The organism is Acinetobacter sp. ANC 4169 (assembly GCF_002135355.1).
In the GTDB taxonomy this organism is placed as follows: Bacteria; Pseudomonadota; Gammaproteobacteria; order Pseudomonadales; family Moraxellaceae; genus Acinetobacter.
Window position 1 is genome coordinate 62,646 of the sequence record NZ_NEGE01000017.1, and the last position, 19,729, is coordinate 82,374.

General features: G+C 38.8%; 22 protein-coding genes. 11 read left to right on the forward strand and 11 right to left on the reverse strand.

Features of this window, described 5'->3' with window-relative positions; translation table 11 throughout:
* Nucleotides 1–26: 26 nt before the first annotated feature.
* Nucleotides 27–617: an SMC-Scp complex subunit ScpB gene (gene scpB / locus B9T26_RS13385; RefSeq protein ID WP_086200167.1), complete on the reverse strand. Its 591-nt coding sequence runs from the start codon at nucleotides 615–617 to the stop codon at nucleotides 27–29.
* Entirely contained in the window at nucleotides 614–1,408 is a 795-nt protein-coding gene (locus B9T26_RS13390; protein ID WP_086200168.1) for a segregation and condensation protein A, read from the reverse strand. The genes scpB and B9T26_RS13390 overlap by 4 nt, the downstream gene beginning before the upstream one ends.
* A 377-nt stretch (nucleotides 1,409–1,785) precedes the next feature.
* Between B9T26_RS13390 and B9T26_RS13395 the strand changes: the two genes are divergently transcribed.
* Nucleotides 1,786–2,502 carry a GNAT family N-acetyltransferase gene (locus B9T26_RS13395; protein ID WP_086200169.1) on the forward strand — a complete coding sequence of 239 codons (717 nt, stop codon included), beginning with the start codon at nucleotides 1,786–1,788 and terminating at the stop codon, nucleotides 2,500–2,502.
* A gap of 10 nt (nucleotides 2,503–2,512) precedes the next feature.
* Here the strand turns inward: B9T26_RS13395 and B9T26_RS13400 are convergent, their stop codons facing one another.
* The 3 genes from B9T26_RS13400 to B9T26_RS13410 all read right to left on the reverse strand — a co-directional run bounded on the left by B9T26_RS13400 (nucleotide 2,513) and on the right by B9T26_RS13410 (nucleotide 4,229).
* The gene (locus B9T26_RS13400; protein ID WP_086200170.1) at nucleotides 2,513–2,812 is read right to left on the reverse strand and encodes a hypothetical protein; all 300 of its coding nucleotides are present in this window, start codon (nucleotides 2,810–2,812) and stop codon (nucleotides 2,513–2,515) included.
* Between the two features lie 54 nt (nucleotides 2,813–2,866).
* Nucleotides 2,867–3,484, reverse strand: coding sequence for an L-threonylcarbamoyladenylate synthase (locus B9T26_RS13405; RefSeq protein ID WP_086200171.1), 618 nt, complete (start codon nucleotides 3,482–3,484; stop codon nucleotides 2,867–2,869).
* 82 nt (nucleotides 3,485–3,566) lie between these two features.
* Nucleotides 3,567–4,229, reverse strand: coding sequence for an elongation factor P hydroxylase (locus B9T26_RS13410; protein ID WP_086200172.1), 663 nt, complete (start codon nucleotides 4,227–4,229; stop codon nucleotides 3,567–3,569).
* A 97-nt stretch (nucleotides 4,230–4,326) separates the two neighbouring features.
* On the opposite strand from B9T26_RS13410, the gene B9T26_RS13415 reads away from it, so the two are divergent.
* From B9T26_RS13415 to lysM, 6 genes are all read left to right on the forward strand, one after another.
* Nucleotides 4,327–4,884 carry a YceD family protein gene (locus B9T26_RS13415; RefSeq protein WP_086200173.1) on the forward strand — a complete coding sequence of 186 codons (558 nt, stop codon included), beginning with the start codon at nucleotides 4,327–4,329 and terminating at the stop codon, nucleotides 4,882–4,884.
* 77 nt (nucleotides 4,885–4,961) lie between these two features.
* Entirely contained in the window at nucleotides 4,962–5,144 is a 183-nt protein-coding gene (gene rpmF, locus B9T26_RS13420; protein ID WP_004279227.1) for a 50S ribosomal protein L32, read from the forward strand.
* A 205-nt stretch (nucleotides 5,145–5,349) separates the two neighbouring features.
* The gene (fabD, locus tag B9T26_RS13425; protein WP_086200174.1) at nucleotides 5,350–6,336 is read left to right on the forward strand and encodes an ACP S-malonyltransferase; all 987 of its coding nucleotides are present in this window, start codon (nucleotides 5,350–5,352) and stop codon (nucleotides 6,334–6,336) included.
* Complete coding sequence (fabG, locus tag B9T26_RS13430; RefSeq protein WP_086200175.1) at nucleotides 6,333–7,067, forward strand: 3-oxoacyl-ACP reductase FabG; 735 nt, start codon at nucleotides 6,333–6,335, stop codon at nucleotides 7,065–7,067. Before fabD ends, fabG begins: the two co-directional genes overlap by 4 nt.
* Nucleotides 7,068–7,153: 86 nt before the next feature.
* Nucleotides 7,154–7,390: an acyl carrier protein gene (acpP, locus tag B9T26_RS13435; protein WP_004651013.1), complete on the forward strand. Its 237-nt coding sequence runs from the start codon at nucleotides 7,154–7,156 to the stop codon at nucleotides 7,388–7,390.
* A gap of 454 nt (nucleotides 7,391–7,844) precedes the next feature.
* The gene (lysM, locus tag B9T26_RS13440; RefSeq protein ID WP_086200176.1) at nucleotides 7,845–8,318 is read left to right on the forward strand and encodes a peptidoglycan-binding protein LysM; all 474 of its coding nucleotides are present in this window, start codon (nucleotides 7,845–7,847) and stop codon (nucleotides 8,316–8,318) included.
* Between the two features lie 39 nt (nucleotides 8,319–8,357).
* Here lysM and B9T26_RS13445 read toward each other — a convergent pair whose 3' ends face one another.
* A complete protein-coding gene (locus B9T26_RS13445; RefSeq protein WP_086200177.1) occupies nucleotides 8,358–8,957 on the reverse strand; it encodes a hypothetical protein in 600 nt (199 codons plus the stop codon).
* Nucleotides 8,958–9,415: 458 nt separating this feature from the next.
* Here B9T26_RS13445 and B9T26_RS13450 point away from each other — a divergent pair, with 458 nt between their 5' ends.
* Nucleotides 9,416–9,829, forward strand: coding sequence for a TM2 domain-containing protein (locus tag B9T26_RS13450; RefSeq protein ID WP_086200178.1), 414 nt, complete (start codon nucleotides 9,416–9,418; stop codon nucleotides 9,827–9,829).
* A gap of 45 nt (nucleotides 9,830–9,874) precedes the next feature.
* Here the strand turns inward: B9T26_RS13450 and B9T26_RS13455 are convergent, their stop codons facing one another.
* The 3 genes from B9T26_RS13455 to B9T26_RS13465 form a co-directional block, all read right to left on the reverse strand.
* Nucleotides 9,875–10,480, reverse strand: a complete 606-nt coding sequence (locus B9T26_RS13455) for a DUF805 domain-containing protein (protein ID WP_086200179.1) — start codon at nucleotides 10,478–10,480, stop codon at nucleotides 9,875–9,877.
* A 191-nt stretch (nucleotides 10,481–10,671) separates the two neighbouring features.
* On the reverse strand, nucleotides 10,672–11,070 hold the full coding sequence (locus tag B9T26_RS13460) for a DUF4951 domain-containing protein (RefSeq protein ID WP_086200180.1): 399 nt from the start codon (nucleotides 11,068–11,070) through the stop codon (nucleotides 10,672–10,674).
* 18 nt (nucleotides 11,071–11,088) lie between these two features.
* Nucleotides 11,089–13,596 (reverse strand): TonB-dependent receptor plug domain-containing protein, encoded by a 2,508-nt coding sequence (locus B9T26_RS13465; protein ID WP_086200181.1) that lies wholly within the window; start codon nucleotides 13,594–13,596, stop codon nucleotides 11,089–11,091.
* Nucleotides 13,597–14,847: 1,251 nt separating this feature from the next.
* On the opposite strand from B9T26_RS13465, the gene B9T26_RS13475 reads away from it, so the two are divergent.
* The 3 genes from B9T26_RS13475 to B9T26_RS13485 all read left to right on the forward strand — a co-directional run bounded on the left by B9T26_RS13475 (nucleotide 14,848) and on the right by B9T26_RS13485 (nucleotide 18,984).
* Nucleotides 14,848–16,461 (forward strand): VPA1262 family N-terminal domain-containing protein, encoded by a 1,614-nt coding sequence (locus tag B9T26_RS13475; RefSeq protein WP_086200183.1) that lies wholly within the window; start codon nucleotides 14,848–14,850, stop codon nucleotides 16,459–16,461.
* Entirely contained in the window at nucleotides 16,449–17,972 is a 1,524-nt protein-coding gene (locus B9T26_RS13480) for a hypothetical protein (protein WP_086200184.1), read from the forward strand. The genes B9T26_RS13475 and B9T26_RS13480 overlap by 13 nt, the downstream gene beginning before the upstream one ends.
* Nucleotides 17,973–18,060: 88 nt before the next feature.
* Nucleotides 18,061–18,984: a hypothetical protein gene (locus tag B9T26_RS13485; protein WP_086200185.1), complete on the forward strand. Its 924-nt coding sequence runs from the start codon at nucleotides 18,061–18,063 to the stop codon at nucleotides 18,982–18,984.
* 21 nt (nucleotides 18,985–19,005) lie between these two features.
* On the opposite strand, the gene B9T26_RS13490 is transcribed toward B9T26_RS13485, so the two are convergent.
* Together B9T26_RS13490 and B9T26_RS13495 are read right to left on the reverse strand one after the other, a co-directional pair.
* On the reverse strand, nucleotides 19,006–19,470 hold the full coding sequence (locus B9T26_RS13490; RefSeq protein WP_086200186.1) for an NUMOD1 domain-containing DNA-binding protein: 465 nt from the start codon (nucleotides 19,468–19,470) through the stop codon (nucleotides 19,006–19,008).
* 42 nt (nucleotides 19,471–19,512) lie between these two features.
* On the reverse strand, nucleotides 19,513–19,729 hold a 217-nt coding region (locus B9T26_RS13495; protein ID WP_143223030.1), incomplete at its 5' end, for an IS3 family transposase.

The following is a 19,729-nucleotide window of genomic DNA, read 5'->3' on the forward strand; positions in this document are numbered from 1 at the left end:
GAAATTATCATCAACAGTTCACCTATCTATGACTTCGGTGCGTGAGCATCGAGCGCCATAAAAGCTTCCTTGGCATCCTGCAGGGGAGGCAATTGACCCAGTGAAGACAGGCCAAAAGCATTTAAAAATTGTGGCGTTGTAACTAACAACGCGGGTCTTCCCGGTAGTTCTCTAAAACCGGATTCTTTAATCCAGTTCCAGTCAAACAATGATCGAAGGATCTGACTATTGTTTGAAACTCCACGAATCTGTTCAATATCTGCTCGGGTTACTGGTTGATGATAAGCAATCACAGCAAGGGTTTCGAGCAGAGTGGGCGATAAACGAGTTGGTCGTTCCGGCCACACCTGAGTAATGATATTGCGATATTTAGCCCGAACCTGGAAACGGAACCCTTGTGCGGTTTCTACCAGTTCGATTGATCTGCCATGTTGTAGCATGGCGAGCTGTTGTAACAACTGACGCAATTCCTGTTTATTATATTGATTTTGGAATGCTTCTTTCAAACGTGCAAGCGAAACAGCTGTTTCACTGGCAAAAATAATGGCTTCCAGCTGCATCAACACTTCATGCTGGTTATCTGCAACAGATAAAGGGGTAGCTTGCTGATCTGTCATGCGGACACTCCTTGAATCGCGAGTGGGGCTTCAATACCGCTGGCAATAATATTCACTTTTTGTTGGCGGCTAAGCTCTAAAATGGCCATAAAAGTCACCACCATGCCCATGCGCCCCTGGCTGGGTTTGAGCAGGGCTTCAAAATGCAGGATTTCACCGGACTGTAAACGGCGTTCAATAAAAGCAATCCGTTCTTCCAGTAACACCGGTTCTTGCTGAATTTGATGGACTACCGGTTCTGGGCGGTTAAACACACAAAACAGGGCATCGCGTAGCTGGCTGACATCATAGCCTTCATGGCTTTGCACCACATGACCCAGACTGACATTGCTCGGAAAGGTATCACGTTCCAGAACCGGCATTTGACCCAGACGTTCAGCCGCCTGTTTCACCCGTAAATAAGTTTCCAACCGGTCAATCAGTTCCTGTTTAGGGTCTTTTTCAACGACGATGCTAGCGCTCGGTTTTGGCAACAGCAGTCGTGATTTTAAATCAGCCAATAAGGCGGCCATGACCATATAATCTGCCGTCAGCTCAATATTCAAGGACTTCATGGCATCCATGTAAGATAGATATTGAGCAGCAATCGGAGCGATATCGAGCTGTAATAAGTCGAAACCGCTTTTTTGAATCAGGTAAATCAGGAAGTCGAGTGGACCTTCGAAATGCTCTAGCAGAATTTCAAATGCAGCAGGAGGAATGTATAAATCCTCTGGAATCGATTCTTGCCACTCATCCATAACACGGATGTGTGAGCTTGGCTCCATAGGATCATGGATAAGTTGATTCATTGCAGTTATAGGCCACGCGAATTTTCAAAGGCATGCAGGATGCTTTTGCTTCGATCTCGCATCGAAAGAAAAAGCACGTAATTAGTAAGCGCTAGTGTAATGGAAATTTGACTTCAAATAAATTAGTTAAGTGATCAAATACAAAAAAACCTGAAATTAAGTAAGGTTTTTGAGCGGCTTGATTATGTGAAATGGACTGGTTTTGTATGATTTTGATTTTTTAGACCAATCTATTTGATCTAATATTTAAATTGTTATGGACAAAGCTGGCCATATCCCCAGCCTTATATACTTAATAAAATTAAAGAAAGTTCGGAATGGAATAACACAAAGTTTTTGGGCAATATTAAAGCCAATAAGACGAGATCTCATCTGCCATGGAAAATAATCAAAAGCTACAAGAAAATGAATATGGTCAATTTATTGGACTTCCGGTGTCTCATTCTTTGCCTCGCTATTTTTTAGCGGAAATCCTTTATGGAAAACATGCCACCTTGCAGGTACTGTCCTCAGCAATACTTGACCCGAATCGGATGCAGCAACTTTGGCAATGTGTACATGGCGAAGTAGATCGCAGTTGTTGGACTTATTTGCCTTATTCAGGTTTTGAAAATGCAGATGAGTTGCGAACCACTCTGGAAAACAGCTTTGGTTTCAAAGACTCAATCCATTATCTGGTCGAGGTCAATCATGCAATTGTCGGATGGGTGGGCTTGCTGAATCAGCGATCTGCAGATCATGTCATTGAAATCGGCAATATTTATTTTTCCTACAAAATGAAGCAGTCTACAGCTTCGACAGAAGTCATCTATCTATTATTGAAAGCCTGTTTTGAGCAGGGCTTTCGCCGTGTGGAATGGAAGTGTGATGACTTGAATCTGCCGTCTAAACGGGCAGCCTTACGCTTTGGTTTTCAGCATGAAGGCACTTTTCGACAAGACCGTATAGCCAAAGGCCGTAACCGCAATACCGCCTGGTTTTCCATTCTGGATCAAGAATGGCCTGAACTGGAAAAAGCCTATCTGGCCTGGTTAAAAGCCGATAATTTTGATCAAAATGGGCAACAAAAATTGCGTTTGCGTGATTTTCTTTAATTTTGCTGAGCTATTGCGATGGTTGATCTATTGAGGTGTGGTTAGATAACTTGAGGGCGAATTCGATGATTCGTTGCGCGCTGTCTTGCATGCATAAATTCTGAGTTTGATAGATGCTGGATAATTTGTGAATCAATGCAATTTCTGAGAAAAACGCATACACGGCGTTATTGATCATCAGGGATGGGGCTTGCTCAGCCTCTGCTGCAATAACTTTGACTTCAGACTCAAGTGTCCAGGGAATTTCCGCATAAATTCGACTGGTTGCTGCAAAATCATGATGATTGAGTAGCAGATAAAAGAGATTCATTTTAGCGCTACTCCTTGATCCTGATCACTCCCTAATATTTAATCTTAACAGTGCTTATTCAAATGCGCTGACATCACCCATACCATGACGAATCACTTCAGGATGATCACCGGATAAATCCACGATACTGGTGGTATTTAAAATTCCCAGGCCGCCATCGACAAATACATCAATCCGTTTGCCCAGTTCCATTTCAATATCATAAGGATCATCTAGAGGATCTGTATGATTGGGCAGAATCAGCGTACTGGTTAATAGCGGTTCGTCCAATTCCTTCAATAACATTCGACAAATCGGATTGCTGGGAATACGCAGTCCAATGGTTTTCTTTTTAGGATGCATTAGTCGCTTAGGGACTTCGCTGGTTGCAGGTAATATAAAGGTGGTGACAGCGGGGGTATTATTTTTCAGCAACCGATACATGGCATTGTCCACCTTGGCATAGGTCGCAATATCGGACAAGTCACAACACAAGATCGCATATTGATGTTTCGGCCCTAAGCCACGAATTTGTGCAATCCGCTCCATGGCATTTTTATTTCCGATCTGGCAGCCAATGGCATAAGCGGCATCGGTCGGGTAAACCACCACATCACCGGCGCGAATCCGCTCTACCGCCTGAGTGATCAAACGCGGCTGAGGATTATCAGGACGTATTCTTAAATGCAGCATATTTATTCTCCCGACTTGTTATTAGACATTATCTGTTGATTTTACAAAGTCTTGCAATCAGGCTGTGATGATTTTGTGTAATTTAATCCAGCATGTGACGTTGAAACTCATCACTTTGTAATGTTTTGCCACTCCGAGTACAGGCACAGATACATGCAATAAAATGTGCAGCATCACGTGGAAGCTTGGCCTCACCCTTAAAATATTGCTGAACCTGAGCAAAAACATTGTCTTTAAACGTGGCACCATTACCACCATCACCAGTTAAATTATCTAAAGACACACGGAACTTGCGACCAAAGGCCTGGGCAAACATCCATTCAATGGCTTGAGGCTTAATTTCGACCTGTTCAAATAAAGCCTGCTGTTCTGCACTGCGTCCATCCGGAGCATACCAATAGCCTAAATCGGGTAATAGACGTCTTTTGTCGCCGGCAATGGTCCAGTGGCTGATTTCATGTAAGGCACTATTAAAGAAACCATGGGCAAATTGAATACGGGCAGGGGCATCTGCAGTTGCCGGAAAATATTCAGGTTCAAAATCACCTTTGACTAAACTCACATTTAAGTGGGAAAACCAGTGATTAAAGTGTAGTATAAGCCAATCTACTTGTTGAACTTCTGTTTGCAAACTGGCCCAAGGTGAGCGTTGCACAGGGTCTATAGAAATAGCAGAACTTGAGGTTGAATAAGTGGTTAACTGTAATGAAGTGGTGACTTCAGGTTGCGGCTGCAACTGATGCATGACTTGTATTACCCAATTGATCTGTCTAAATAAGTACAAAATTGTATCTTAATCTTTGACAGAGTACCGATGAATTTGTAGAATTGCCGCCTTAATTATGTCAGCAAATACCTTTCCGGCACAGATTGAGCCGTTTAAATGGGCTGAACAAGGCTTTACATGGTCAGGTACACTGCCATTGTCTCGCTTTGTTCGAATTTCCCGTGAAGCTGTTGGATCAATTGATAACCAATTGATCAACATAGACTGTAAGCTATCAATGGATGCGTATCATCGTATCGTATGGTTAGATGGTCATGTTGAAACGAAAGTACCAATGGAATGTCAGCGTTGTCTGAATCCTGTTGAAATCTCTCTCGTTTCAGACTTTCATTTAGCGCTTGTGGATGATGAATCACTGATAGAGCGCTTGGATGAGGATGCTGATTTCATCGTCTTAGGTGAAAGTGAAGCAACGACAAAAGGTAGCTATGATGCGCCTGCGACGGCTGATTTACTTTCTCTGATAGAAGATGAATTGTTATTGTTGATGCCTTTGTCTCCTAAGCATGACGTTTGTGAGCATAAGCATCAACCTGCTACTGAGGACATTGTCGAAGAAAAACGGGATAACCCGTTTGGTGTTTTGGCAAGTTTGAAGGGTAAACTTAACTAATTTTTGTGTTATACTGTTAAGTATAAGACAACTGAATTTGTTCTGATCCATTTTTTCGATCTTTGTAAGGAGCCATCATGGCCGTTCAGCAAAACCGTAAAAGTCGCTCTCGCCGTGACATGCGCCGTTCACATGACGCTTTAACCGAGAATGCATTAACTGTAGACCAAGCTACTGGCGAGACTCACCGTCGTCACCACGTATCTAAAGATGGTATCTACCGTGGTCGCCAATTATTCGCTAAAGCATCTGCTGAATAATTGATGATGTATTAAGCGTCAAGCTTAGTAGAAAAAATGGGAGCGTTAAGCTCCCTTTTTTTGTGCCGTATTTTTGTTGTATTTGGCAATTACCAAAACAAAAATTAAATGTTAAATTTCGTTCCGTAAATAAGCTTACATAAGTGCATGTTGGTTATTTAACCGATTGTTGAATAACAAGATCACTTCATTAAAGGATTTTTTTATGTCTGCTAAACAACTCGAGCAAGTCGCTCAGGCAACAAAAACAGCATTTGTATTTCCGGGTCAGGGCTCACAAAAAGTCGGCATGCTCGCAGAATTGGCTGAACAGTTTAGTAGCGTGACAGAAACTTTTGCAGAAGCATCGGCAGCCGTGGGTTTTGACCTATGGCACATTGCTCAAAGCGGCGAAGGTTTAAATCAGACTGAATTTACCCAACCGGTATTGCTTACCGCAAGTATTGCGCTTTGGCGTGTGTGGCTGGAGTTGGGTGGGGTAGCGCCAAAATATCTTGCAGGCCACTCTCTGGGTGAATACAGCGCATTGGTTGCTGCCGGAGCGATGTCACTGGGTGATGCGGTTAAGCTGGTGAACTTGCGCGGCAAACTCATGCAAGATGCAGTACCGCAAGGTCAGGGTGCAATGGCCGCTATTTTGGGTCTGGAAGATGCCAAAGTGCTTGAGCTATGCGAACAGGTCAATATACAGGGGCGTGGTTCAGTAGAAGCTGCTAACTACAATGCCCAAGGTCAAGTAGTGATTGCGGGTGATAAGACTTTGGTAGAAGCAGTCATGGCACTTGCAAAAGAGCAATCTGGTAAAGCCATTGCATTACCTGTGTCTGTGCCATCGCATTGTTCACTGATGAAACCGGCTGCTGACAAATTTGCACAAGCTTTGGAACATACTGCCATTGAGCTACCTGGCCTTCCTGTAATACAAAATGTCAACGCGGAAATCGCGACAGATGTGGCAGGGTTACGTCAGGCATTGACTGCACAATTGTATCAATCTGTGCAATGGACCAAGACCATGCAGTTCCTTCAAGATCAAGGAGTGCAGTACGTGGTTGAATGTGGTCCGGGCAATGTACTGGCTAACCTTGCGAAGCGTTTACCAAATATAGAAAAAGCATTCCCACTCGACAGCAACAGTCGTATGGAAGATGCGCTTAACGCCATTTTAGTGGCTGAAGGAAAAATTGCATGACACAGGAACGCAAAGTCGCATTAGTGACAGGCGCGAGCAGAGGGATTGGTGCAGCCATCGCTCAGCAATTGATTCAAGACGGTTATTTTGTCGTAGGCACAGCAACCAGCGAAGCAGGGGCAGAAAAATTATCTGCAAGTTTTGCTGAAAATGGTGCAGCTAAAGTTCTTGATGTACGTGATGCAGCAGCGATTGATGCGCTGGTTACAGATATTGAACAAAACTATGGTCCTGTACTTGCATTGGTGAATAATGCGGGTATTACCAAAGATAATTTGTTACTGCGTATGTCAGAAGATGATTGGGATGACATTCTCAATATTCATTTGAAAGCTGTATACCGTCTGTCTAAGCGTGTTTTAAAAGGCATGACCAAAGCACGTTTTGGCCGCATTATTAATATCAGTTCTGTTGTTGCACACTTTGCAAATCCGGGACAGGCCAACTATTCTGCTGCCAAAGCAGGCATAGAAGCATTTGGTCGCAGTCTTGCAAAAGAAATGGGAAGCCGCCAAATTACCGTGAATGCCGTGGCACCCGGCTTTATTGCAACAGAAATGACGGAACAACTCAGTGAAGAAATTCGCAAGAAAATGAGTGATCAAGTGGCGTTAAACCGTTTAGGTGATCCACAAGATATCGCAAATGCCGTAAGTTTCTTGGCTTCCGAGAAGGCAAGTTACATTACCGGTACTGTTTTACATGTAAACGGCGGTTTATACATGAGCTAATTGGCTGATGTATAAACTTTGCAAAAATAAGATATTCAATTAAACTAACGGCATTAAAAACGCCACAAGCAATGAGGAGAATTCCTGTGAGCGATATCGAACTACGTATCAAACAAGCGGTTGCAGAACAACTTGGTCTTAAAGCTGAAGAAATCAAAAACGAAGCATCTTTTATGGATGACTTAGGTGCTGACTCTTTGGACTTAGTTGAGCTTGTTATGTCTTTCGAAAATGATTTTGACATCACTATCCCTGATGAAGATTCTAACGAAATCACAACTGTTCAATCAGCTATTGACTATGTTTCTAAGAAACTAGGTTAATTGTTGTTTCAGCTCTGCTGAATATAAAGAAGCCACCGAAAGGTGGCTTTTTTATTGAAGAATCAAAATTATAAATAGGGTCTGTTGACCATTCTTCTATGTTTGCGACTACGCGTATTTTTTAGATGATACTAGGCGTGAAATACAAAATTTAGTCATTCTAAATGCGTAGTTCACAACGACGTAGCATCAAAAAATACGCTAGTCACGAAGAGTTGTGGCTAAAATTATCTCAGACTTCGTTATGAAATTTAAAAATGGAACCACCATTCTTTGCATTTCATTCCTTGTCTGCTCCATTTTAGCCTACAACGCAAGCCATTTATGAAATGTCAACAGACCCTACAAATCTTTACTGATGCTTGACCAAAGACAACCTTTCTGTGAATAAATTTTAGGTATAAAAAAAGAGCGCTATTGCAAATCGCACGAATAATAATGATGGAGAAATACAATGGGTCTCTTTGATTTTGTAAAAGGCATTGGTAAAAAAAATACAGCACCCGCAGAACAACAGGCTGCGCCTGCCACTCCAGCTGAACCCTCTGCACAGGAAATTGCAAACAAGCTTCTAGGGCATATCAAGGCATTGGGACTACCTGTAACAGGGTTATCTGTTAGCTATAACGGCACGACAGATTTGGCGACCATTAAAGGTCAGGTGCAAAGTCAGGCTGACCGTGAAAAAATTGTTCTGGCGGTGGGAAATGTCGATCATGTTGCCCAAGTGGATGATCAGATGACGGTCACTAGCCCGGCACCTGAAAGTAAATTCTATACCGTCAAGTCAGGAGACACCCTGTCTAAAATTTCAAAAGAATTTTATGGGGATGTTAATCAATACAACAAAATATTTGAAGCCAACCGTCCCTTGTTAAAAAATGCCGATGACATTTTTCCGGGGCAGGTGCTACGTATTCCAGCATAAGCAAAGAGTGATAAAAAAGCGCGTAGAGCGCTTTTTTTATTAAAATTTGTGCTGGAGTTTTCGTCTGGCAAATTGTGCTCTGCCTAAAAAAAATTTAGGGTCCAGGTAATAGTGTTGCGTCAAAACCTGGATCAGTTGGCGTCGGTGATTTTCATTCAACATATTCAGATCAATATGTGCCATTTTATATTGCTTGCGAAATTCAGGCTTTAAAATAAAGCCGATCCTGCACCTTTTCCACGGTTGTTGCAGGCTGAATGCTTTTGCGGTAAGTGATTTAAGCATGCGATACTGTGATGCATATGAGGAATAAAGCTGGGCTTTGAGCAGTTTATCGCGCTGTACCAAGTTGTTGAGCTTTATTCCAAAACTTTGAATGGATATTTTCTGGTTAGTGACCACAAGTTTCATGTTTATGGCAATACATGCCAGCATGATGACAAGCGTCACCATTAACCAGCCCGACAGGGATTGATGCAATAAATACTGAATCAGGCTACTGAAATCTTGAACTATATTAATACTACTCAGTGAGTGCTGCGCTAAAACAATAAATATGGCAGGGATGAAGATCAGCCCTATTAAATAACGCGGCAGATAATGACATTGAAATAGGGGATATTCAGTTGCTATGTTCATGAACCATCACCTTTCAAAAAAAGTATAGATAGGCTGTGATTGCGATTTCTAGCGCAATGGCTGTGTCATGATGAGAAGGCTATTTTGGCATAGGGTTGTTATCAACTTGACTCCAATTAAGCTGTATGGGGCTTTTTAATGCTGGTTTTAGCTGGTTACTTTCTTGCATTCTTCTTTCTTGTATTCATCTATTGTAATTTTTTTAAGCTTGCTCAGGCGTAGCTATTTTTGTTGTAGATTTGAGTAGGAAGGTAAAGCTTGTTATGTAATTTTTTAGATTCAAATTTTTACTCTTTCAAGTAAAAAGTGGTTATTCAGATTTTCTATCTGTTAAAAATCTAGCCAAAGGAAATAGCAACGAAGCTGACACGCCTAGGAAAATTTGATTAAAAATGTTTTAAATGTGTGCAATTAAACGTATGCTTTAAAAGCGAATATAAAGAAAAATAAGGGTATTTATGAAAGGTCAGATATTGGATTTTTCTATTCAAAGTAATACGGGTGTGATTAGTGGCGATGACCAGAACCGCTATAACTTTTCTGGCGCAAGCTGGCGTGGTCAAGTCCCACCTGCCAGAGGTCAGAAAGTTGATTTTACTGTGGATGGAACAGGTCAAGCTAACGATATTTATGTACTGAGCTCAGCTTCAGCATTTGCCACTCAAGTGGGCGAGAAAAACAGAATTGTAGCTGCAATTTTAGCTTTTTTCCTCGGCGGCTTCGGAGTCCATAAATTTTATTTGGGCCAAATTGGTTGGGGCATTGTTTATCTGATTTTCTTTTGGACCTTTATTCCTGCGATTGTGGCTTTCATTGAGTTCATTATTTACTTATGTACATCAGATGAGGATTTTGCCCGAAAATATGGTTAATTTCAGATAAGAGAAAAGGGCGTTATCGCCCTTTTTTAATCTGCTTTATTTAGCAGGTTGTCCCCATTGATTGTTTTCGCGTTTGGTGTCTGAAGCCCACCAGATGATGAGTGGAATAATGCCAATAACAGTCAGGACAAGAAGTTGCCACCAACCAGAACGATTGGTGTCATGTAGGCGACGGGCACCGACTGCCAAGCTCGGCAGCAATAAGGCCAGATTCAATAAGCCATTTAAAACGCGGTCTGTACCAAGTATTGCATCAATCATTTGTACAATAATGCCTAAAATGAAAGAAACCAGCATAAAAAACCAAAATTCCTTACGGCGTGCACGTCCATCAAAGGTGACATAATTTTTCAGGCACTTTACAAACCAGTCAATCATATTAAATTGTTCTTCAGATTGATTCTGGTTTGAAATTTTATCCAGTTGCTCGGACAGGTTTTGAATAGGGTTGTTGCGGTTGAGAGCAATATAGATTTGGGTGGCATTACCGGCATTGTCAACCGCAAAATCGACATGTTCGCCAGGTGATGGCGGGCGCTGTCCTCGCCATTCCGCACCGGTAAAATTATAGCGGTTTTGATCATCACCACTGATAATGCCTGTATTGCTTTGGATTGAAAAATCCAGAATTTGACCTTTCATAGTTATGCCTTTGTATTTTTCATTAAATTTGATTTATTTTTAATAAAATTGAGGACTTAGAATAACAGGAAATCAATAACTTTAATTATGGCTTACATAGGAAAATGTTATAAATTTATGTCCGGTTAACTACATCCTGAACCTGCCCAAAATTTATGGACAGGATTTTTAACTTGCGCAAGCGCGATGAATCAATTCCATAAAGATGCAATTTTTTGCATCAGTTGTGCTCGGATTGGAGCAGTCGGGTTGCATGAGTTGCGCTTGGTTTCATTTTCATAGAAAGTTTGCCATTCATGAATCATCGCTAAGCTAACGCCTTGGCTTTTATAGTTTTGAATGTCGGTTTTATTTACGCTGTCCAGTTTATGCTGTGCGCCTTCAGGTCCCGTTGCCCAGCCAATAATGCCTTGGCCAAATTGCGGTAATGGCATGTTATGGGGGGTGCTTGGGCGTGCGTTACGTTCAATATCGGGATTTACTGCACAATCTTTGGGCCTGATTTGCGTTGCTGTAGCGGTTTGTGTCGCTGCAAAACTTTGTGCTGTAAACAGTGTCAGCACACTCACTAAAATATATTTCTTCATCATTTACTCGTAACTTCACAATTAAAATTTAAAACTGACATCGGCGATAAACTGACGGCCAGATTCTGCATGCAGAGTCGATTTATTTTCGAGCGTGTAGTGGTTATTTTTGTTGGTTACATTTTTCACGCTTAAGCCGAAAATCAGTTTGCTGTCATTTACGATAGGGACGTCATAGCTTGCACGCATATCCCAGGTAAATGCACTGGCAATTGAGGTCGCGTCATAACGGGTTTTGATTAATTCACCATCAGGCCCTGTAGGACGTTGATTTAATGGGATGGTGGATGACACCATGGCCTCATAGCCCGATCTTAAGCGCAGCTGATTGCTTAACTTGAGCGGAATGTGGTCAAAGTCGATATTCCAGCCTAAACGGGCAGTCCAAGGCCGGTTAAAGTTACTGGCAGGACGTGTCGATTCATCAATCATTTTACCGTCATAGAGGATGTATTGCTGATAGTTGAGGGGAAGCAAACCATCATCATAATCGGTGAAATTACTGGTTTTATCGGTGTAGTCAAAGCCGAATACAAAATAATGTTGGCTGGCTTTCCAGGGAATAGCTTGATGGTTGGACAGGCTTAAGGTATAGGTATTGGCTGTCATCCGGCCCAAGTTGTCATATTCGTCAACAATAGGGCCCGTTGATATTCTGTTTTTACGGATCTGATCCTCAAAATTGCGATGCACGTATTTGAGCTGTGCATCGAAAATGCCCAGGCGACTGTCCAATGCCAGCACGGATTCATCGACAAAAGGAGTGGCCAAGTCACTGCTTTTTACGTTACTGGATGAATATGCGCTGCGATTTCCCCACTCATCATTAATACTTTTACGGGTTTCTTTATAACTTAAGCTATTGATGCCATCTTGCAAGTGATAGGCAAAGAGTTTGTTGGCATAGTAACGGTTCCAGCCTGTGGTAATTCGCAAGCGCTCATCGGCAAAGGGCCGATACTGCAATATGCTACGCGGGGCAAAAAGGATTTCACCATTTAAACTGTCATAGTCTGCACGCATGCCCAGTCTGAACTGATAGTAATTGTTCAGTTTGATGGCATCTTCTATAAATACATGTGCGCGATCATCACGGACTGTGATTGTACCTGCATCTAAACCGACACGTGTGCTGTGATATTGCCCCTGTTGGTTGTTATAGGTCGGGTCGCAATACGCATCCATCTCGTTATTGTTGTTGATGCAATTGGTTTTATCTTTATTGCTGGGAACAAAGTAATTATAGACATGTTCCAAACGCTGCCAATCGGCTTCATGATGACTATAACCAGCACCAAGCATTAACTTGTGCTCGGCCGCGGCCCATTGAAAGGGTTTAAACTCTGACTTTATTTTATATTCCAGACTGTTGAGATTTTGAGATTGGTCTCCATAGCCACCTTCTGTTGCTGTGCTGAGGGTACTCCAGTTCTTGGCTTCAGAACTTTTCCATACCAGCATTTCATTGTCGGCAGAGTCTCTATTCATTTCCTGCTGTTGATAGACCAGGGATTGCGTGATTTTCGCTTGTTGCAGTTGTGAGCTGAGTTCTAATTCAAAGGCGTTATTTTTACTGCTGAGATCAACATGACCATCTTTGACATTGTACTGGTCTAAACTTTTCTGGTCATTCTGTAATTGCAGGCCGAGTTTTAATTGATGTTGCTGATTGAGTTTGGCATAAATATTCAGTTGTGCAGTATCATTTTCTAATTGAGATTGAGCTGTTTCTGTATCGACTAACAGTGATTTCACATCAATGTCGGATTGTCGCTTTGAAAGGCTCAAGCTCATTCCCACACGTTCATTCAGATTGCCATATAGCTCGGCTGAAATCCCTTGTTTGCTAAATGCTTTTTGATATAAGTCACTCGAGTCTTTTTCATAACTGGCAATATCATTTTCATCAATGTGATTGGCGTTTGTCCAATCATTCGAAGTATAGTCATAAGTGATTTGACCATGTAATTCATTCACCGCAGTTTTGGGTGTACAGGATTTGGCTTTAACTACACCCCCCATAAAATCGCCATATTCTGCACTGACATTGCTGTCGAATACAAAAAGTTCACACAGCAAGTCCGTATTGATGGTGGTGGCGATAGAGGAACCACTCATTCCGGTCATTCCAAAGTCACTGTTGTTACTTGCAGGGTTGAGCACATTATTGAGACTGATATTATCGAGCAATATATTATTGTCATAGACCATTGCTCCATTAATACTAAAATCATCTGCCTTGATTTCACCTTGCGTTGCAGCTGCCATACTGTTTTGTGAGAATTGTACATTGGGATGGAGTTGCAGCACTTCACTGATGGTTTTATTGGTGGAACTCAAGCGTTTTAATTTTTCTTCTGTATAGACAGTTTGACCTGCTTCTGGTGTTTGCACTGCTTCAAGGACTATTTTCGGTAAGGCAAATTTGTGGGATTCATCTTGATTGGTGTTTGCAGGTGTAGCTTCCGATGCATAACCTAAATTTGAAAGTGTTAAACCTATAGCAAGATGAAGGGGGGAGCAGCGCATCAATTTGTCTAGTATAATTGTAAATGAGAAGCGATATTATTTACATTTTCAAATATATTCAATACTAATGATAATTATTTTCATTAAAAATTTGTGGAAATGTTGCTTTTTTCAGTATTTAAGACATGAATTGAAGATCGTATAAATGTATCAAGCTATTAGGATTGACTGATTTTGTATAAAGTTAAATAGAGTTGATTTGGTGGGAAATTCTAGTTTAAGGCTTTTAATCAATATTTTCATGTTAAATAGGAGCTAATGAGTGAGGAGGGTTTGACTCATTTCTTTAAAAGATGGAATTGGATCATGCACCAGTCATTATCAAGAAAAATCATGAATCTAAAGACTAAGTGCTATTTTTTGGTTGGGTATCAGTTAGGATCACTCGTATTGCTCATATTATCGGGAATAATATGGGAAGCATATTCGAATGATTATGTCATGTTTATAGCAATGATGGTTTTTATAGTTTCAAGCTGTATAGCGATTTATAAGCTATACGTTAATTCAACTTGTCCTCAATGCGAAAAGAGCTTCTTTTATAAAGGAGATAATCCAGCTAATTTGGGTTTTTCAATTTACACACATAAATGTACTAATTGTGGATATAAGCTTAATAAAGGGGAGTAAATAAGGCGGACAAGATATTGAATTGAGTTAATTAAGCTCCCTTAAAATTAGCATAAGACATTTTATAAAATAGTGTAAAAAATTCTATTTTAATCATATCTTTATTAAATAAATAAAAGCTTGATCTATCTCGATTGTGATGGATAAAAAAACCTCCATCAATGGAGGTTTTTTATCAATGACATCTTATATGTCGCATGACGTTACGTCACGCGACACAAGGTTTGTCATTACGAGATTTTTATATTCAATAACTTAGTAAGCATTGCGACACATGATGACAAGAATCAATGACACAACCTCTGTCAATTTTTTGACTAAACGACACAACCTCTGTCAATTTTAAAATACGAGTATTGTCCTGTTGAGTATAGTAGAGAGCTTTCTTGGCAGCACCAGACTAGCTGGCCCTATTTCGTCTGCCTAAGCATAGCCTATGAGCTTACGATTTAAAAAGGGAAAAGTACCATCTGATTGTCTATGCTTGCTACGCAAAGTCTGTCTGTAGTTGAACTGTTTTTTGAAAAATAATTGAAATAACTGGCTGACTATAAAGATTTTTTGTTGTTAAGAAGAGCATGTGATAGGGTTGATCTAGATGAGAGCAATAGTAGATAAGTTATGCAGGAAGCTTCACACTATATAAATTCTATATTTGAGTTATTAGAGCCTAATATCATTGGTTTTCACAATCAGTTCGAGATTATAACTATTTTTGCGATACTTAAGGGGAATGGAAACCCTGAGCCTTTCAATGTTTTGACTGTAGTTGTTGCTCAAGAAGAGCCGACAGAAGAGCTTCAAAAGCCAATTTTTTTGAATTCAAAGCCGTTAAAGATACAAGGTTTAAAAGATTTTTCTTTTGGAATCCTAAAATATTCAATAAATGTAGAAGAAACAAAAAACCTTTTGATGAATCTAGCTCAAAATAATGTATGGGCTGCGAATCAAAAAGATTTATTATTTTCAAACAGTCTTGATTTAATTCCTAGAATATTTGTCCCACCTGACGCTACAGAAGTAGTACCACTCAACAAAATACTAAAAAACAATTTTTGGAGTGGTTCACATGTTTTTGAGTGGTTTGATACCACAAAAGATAATTTTAAAGTTTTCTTCGAACGGCCTGATTTATTGCAACAGTTATCCGAAGAAATTCAGAAATTTATACCAATTAAATTAGCAAGTTTATCAGACCGACTAGGAAATCTTATCATTCAATTGCCAGTCTCCATTGTAATGACGGACTTGAATCATACAAAACAAGGTAATGCGTTAACTTTAAAAGTAGCTTGGCATCCTAAAGCCTCTTCTGAAGGTAAAAACCTAGTTTTTAATTGTGTGCGTTTGGATGATAAAACATGTCAAGATTTCTATTCTTGTCGAATTTCGACTAACGACGTAACTATTCCGATGATGCATGAAAGAGGTGTACATCGATATTACTTATGGGATGATGATAGAAAAATTCTATTAGCAGCTTCTGCAAAAAGTTCCTTTATTCATGAAGTCACAATGAATAGCGCTATGATTGAGAATGAGCCTCGAGGTTTTTATATCAAAAATAACAGTACAGATAGAGAACTAATTCGGATAGGTATGGTTACAAATAGATTGTTTAATATAAATACTGATAAAAACAAATCGAAGATATTAAATCATACATGGACGTCGCAGCGGTTATATGAACATGAAAAAACGGATTTGTTAAAGCAAAAGAAGTTGATTCAATATAATCGTAATCAGTCTGTTAATGCATATGATGATCTCAGGACACTTATTCAACATTATGGTCAAGAATCAGTTTATCTCTGGGATCCTTACTTGTCGCCTCAAGATATTTTGCGAACTTTATTTTATTGTTCGCATTCTAATTCAAATTTAAAAGCTATTACAGGTTTGGACTTTCCACCAGGTACAGATAGTCAAACAAAAAAAGATGTATTAAATAATTATGGTCAGGAGTTAGAGAATAGTTGTGAAAATAAGTTTGGTTTGAAGCTAGAGTTTAGAGCCAAGTTCGGTCAATACGGCTGGTCGTTTCATGATCGATTCCTTATCTTCCCTAAAACTAGCATTGGACCTAGGGCTTGGTCATTAGGGACTTCAGTAAATAGTCTGGGTAATGCACATCATATTTTTCAGGAGGTGTCTGATGGTCGCCTAATTGCTGATGCATTTGAAAGTTTATGGGCTGCTTTAGATCATCAGGAGTGTTTAGTATGGAAGAGTTAGAGCAGAACAAAATATTTTTGAGAGCTTTAATTACAGATAGTATTGTAACGATTAGCCCTATTGAGCCTTATCGAGCTCTAAACGTAATAATGTCTATTCCAGAGGAGATTCCTTTTAAATTTTCTAGAGATGAACGCTATGAGATTTATAGAAATTTAATACAGGATTATCCTGTATTAGAAAATTTTTATAATAAAAAGTTCAGAGGATTAAATAACTCTCTTACTCAGGATGAAAGAAACACTTTAAAAGGTCTTTGTCAGTGGTTAATACAAGAGTTGCATGCTTGGGATAACACAGAAGATAAAAAGGCCAAACGATTATCACTGATGTTTATAATTTCTAATATTCTGACTGAAAACTTATGGGAGCTAATCCCATTTAGTGTAATAAATAATACTAAGATAAATGATTTCTTAGCGGGTAGATTTGATCGGTTTCAATGTAATATTGAAATTCCTCAACAGCAGAAAGTGCCTATTTGGGAAAAAGAAGCAGCTCAGCAATACATGGAAGCGATTAAGGAGAGAGATTGGCAACATTTGGCCAATAATTGGCATATTTGGGGGAATTCTCCAAGATTAGATCAGGCCAACACCTTTCAATATCAGATATTCTTATTTTTGCTGAATTACTCTCCAGAACAACTAATAAGTGCTGCTGAACGATATGAAGACTTTATTAGTCTTATGCTCATTTGTAAGGAGCATAGTTTTTCCTTACTTCAACGATTTCAACTTGCTTTAGACACCCAAAATGAGCTTTTTAGATTTGTCTTACTGTTCTCATTAAAGCTCAATAACAATAAATATCATGATTTAACGGATGCAGAGGCTGATTGTTTTGCAGGAATTTTTCAGAAAATTGGAAATAATGTTGATCAGTTAAGACACTGGTTGATGATATTTAATCGTTATCCAGTAAGGTTTCCAATTTTTGCAGATGGATTTGGGGTTTATGTAGCTAAGTATGCTTCTGAGACGGAGATAGACTTATATTTAGAGTCTATACAGGCGGAAGCTATCAACCTGCAAAATGGTTATTATGATACTAGAGAAATTTTGGGAAAGACCTTCCAAAAATTTGCAGCTGTTGCTGAATGTGATGTTAGGAAACTCTTTTGGAATAAATGTTATTGTAAATATTTAGCTTGGAATTTCGGATATGTCGAAGACCATTATTATTTAAATGCAGTCCATTTAAGTAATATAGATTATGCATTGGTGGGGTATTTTGTTGAATGTAATGATCAAAGTGGTAGAGAAGAAATAGCCCAAAGTATTTTAAAGAGTATCGATAGTATTTTTACAAAAAAATGGTATGCCTCACAAAGTGATGTGACGACTGAATTTTACAATTTATTGTCTAAATTACAACCTATTTGCTATGCAGGTGAAGTAGATAAAGATGCATTGGCATCTTGGTTAATGAAACCTGAGAAAATCTACTATTCCAATATATTTTATATTGATGAGAGATATAGGATGGCTTTCTCTCTTAGAGATACTTAGAAATAATGGGTAAAGCTGAATAATCTTGGCATGGATAGTTTATTGATTAGAAAATTGATTTGAAATGAAAAATACAAATGGGGAATAAGTGAATTTCACTCTTTTTTTGTTGCAGAAAATTAAGTTAATTGTTGATCATAGTGGGTTTATTGCTAAATTTATCATAGGTGTTGGTATATGTCTTATCCTTTTATATTTTTGGCATATTGATTACTTTCCTACTGATTTATCATTAGGGGACGGTCTTTTATTTTTCTTAATTACAATAAAGTTTTTATTTATCTATACATTTTTTTTGGGTTGCCATTATGCACTTGGAAGTGTTTTTATATTTTTACTAAGAGGTGTAAAATATTTTTTCAAGGTTTTATTTTCATTAAGAGAAAGGTTATCTAAAGGTTTATTAGATCTGATTTATTGGAAGCTAGATTTTAATAAAATAAGTAAGAATTTTATTAAGTTTTTATTATGCATTTTTGGTTTTGCTTTTGTTTTTGGTTTTTACAGTGGGAAATCAATAAATTTATTAATAATGCTCTTTTTAAGTATTCTTTTAAAAATATTTATTGATAAATTTATAGAGAACTTGAAGACAAATAATGAGAAATTAACAGAAGAAGAAAATCATGATAAAAATATAAGGCTCTCAATGATGTTGCTTTATATTTTACTTGTTCCTAGTTCTGTTTATATTTTTTATGCTGAAAAATCAAAGAATATTTTTATCAATATGGCCCTAGCTTCTGTACGAGAAGATGAAAAAAATAGCTTGATCTTTATTAAAGCAGGATTTAAAGACTTCTTTCCAAAATCGAAAATTGGGCAGAAAAAGGGAGAATTTGTTGAGGTCGAAGGGGCTGAAATACTCTTAAAAGGGGTGGGTAAGAATGCTTTAATTCAATACACAGCTAAAACTAAAGACAAAAATGGAAAAGAATTTAAAATAAAAGTTAAGGTTGAGATACCTAATGAAGCGCTTTTAATTGTAAGAAGATCTCAACATAAAGATTAAATGGGATCTTAAAAATATAAATTAATCTATCGCTGGAAAAAGTTTTAAAACTTCGGTCTTCTTGAAAAGCCTTACTTTTTTATCTGTTTTTCCAAAATAGTGAGGCTTTATAAGACCCTGCTTTTGTAAGTTCGTGATATGAGAGTGACGCATACCTAAAAGAGAGCTTGCCTCAGCACCAGTAATGAATTCTTCTTTTAAATTCAGAATTTTAGTTAGCTCATTTTTATTGATAAGCTTCCAATAGACTAAATCTTCAATACTTAAGAAGCCTGTATTGCACCAATATTTTTTTATCCAATTGGCAGAGCAGTTCAATTGCTTTGCAGCATCTAGGTAGGAAATAAATTTATCGCTTAGTAGTTTATTTTTAAGATTTAACAGGGAGCAAGCTTCAATCTGAACAGATAAAGGGTTGTCCTCATTTTTCCTAAGAATCCCTTTTTGGACAAGTACAGCAACTTTATTTGAGCTGATTGCTAATATGGAGGCAGTATCATTTAAAGAGTAATAATCTGTAGTCTGATCCTAGACAGTATCGTGGACAATCGGTCCCTCTAAATTCTTAAAATAATTCTGTTCAAAAGCTTCTGGACTTAACCAGCCATTTGCAGAATGCCGTCTAATTCGATTGTAGTAAATCTCAATATATTCAAACAAGACAGCATTGGCTTCTTTTCGGGTAGTAAACACACTCCCGTGTACCACATGACCTTTCAATGTATGAAAGAAGCTTTCCGTCACC

Excerpts from the sequence above, each read along its gene's own strand:
- scpB (WP_086200167.1), bottom strand. The coding sequence starts at position 617 with ATGACAGATCAGCAAGCTACCCCTTTATCTGTTGCAGATAACCAGCAT.
- B9T26_RS13390 (WP_086200168.1), bottom strand. The coding sequence starts at position 1,408 with ATGAATCAACTTATCCATGATCCTATGGAGCCAAGCTCACACATCCGT.
- B9T26_RS13395 (WP_086200169.1), top strand. The coding sequence starts at position 1,786 with ATGGAAAATAATCAAAAGCTACAAGAAAATGAATATGGTCAATTTATT.
- B9T26_RS13400 (WP_086200170.1), bottom strand. The coding sequence starts at position 2,812 with ATGAATCTCTTTTATCTGCTACTCAATCATCATGATTTTGCAGCAACC.
- B9T26_RS13405 (WP_086200171.1), bottom strand. The coding sequence starts at position 3,484 with ATGCTGCATTTAAGAATACGTCCTGATAATCCTCAGCCGCGTTTGATC.
- B9T26_RS13410 (WP_086200172.1), bottom strand. The coding sequence starts at position 4,229 with ATGCATCAGTTGCAGCCGCAACCTGAAGTCACCACTTCATTACAGTTA.
- B9T26_RS13415 (WP_086200173.1), top strand. The coding sequence starts at position 4,327 with ATGTCAGCAAATACCTTTCCGGCACAGATTGAGCCGTTTAAATGGGCT.
- rpmF (WP_004279227.1), top strand. The coding sequence starts at position 4,962 with ATGGCCGTTCAGCAAAACCGTAAAAGTCGCTCTCGCCGTGACATGCGC.
- fabD (WP_086200174.1), top strand. The coding sequence starts at position 5,350 with ATGTCTGCTAAACAACTCGAGCAAGTCGCTCAGGCAACAAAAACAGCA.
- fabG (WP_086200175.1), top strand. The coding sequence starts at position 6,333 with ATGACACAGGAACGCAAAGTCGCATTAGTGACAGGCGCGAGCAGAGGG.
- lysM (WP_086200176.1), top strand. The coding sequence starts at position 7,845 with ATGGGTCTCTTTGATTTTGTAAAAGGCATTGGTAAAAAAAATACAGCA.
- B9T26_RS13445 (WP_086200177.1), bottom strand. The coding sequence starts at position 8,957 with ATGAACATAGCAACTGAATATCCCCTATTTCAATGTCATTATCTGCCG.
- B9T26_RS13450 (WP_086200178.1), top strand. The coding sequence starts at position 9,416 with ATGAAAGGTCAGATATTGGATTTTTCTATTCAAAGTAATACGGGTGTG.
- B9T26_RS13455 (WP_086200179.1), bottom strand. The coding sequence starts at position 10,480 with ATGAAAGGTCAAATTCTGGATTTTTCAATCCAAAGCAATACAGGCATT.
- B9T26_RS13460 (WP_086200180.1), bottom strand. The coding sequence starts at position 11,070 with ATGATGAAGAAATATATTTTAGTGAGTGTGCTGACACTGTTTACAGCA.
- B9T26_RS13465 (WP_086200181.1), bottom strand. The coding sequence starts at position 13,596 with ATGCGCTGCTCCCCCCTTCATCTTGCTATAGGTTTAACACTTTCAAAT.
- B9T26_RS13475 (WP_086200183.1), top strand. The coding sequence starts at position 14,848 with ATGCAGGAAGCTTCACACTATATAAATTCTATATTTGAGTTATTAGAG.
- B9T26_RS13480 (WP_086200184.1), top strand. The coding sequence starts at position 16,449 with ATGGAAGAGTTAGAGCAGAACAAAATATTTTTGAGAGCTTTAATTACA.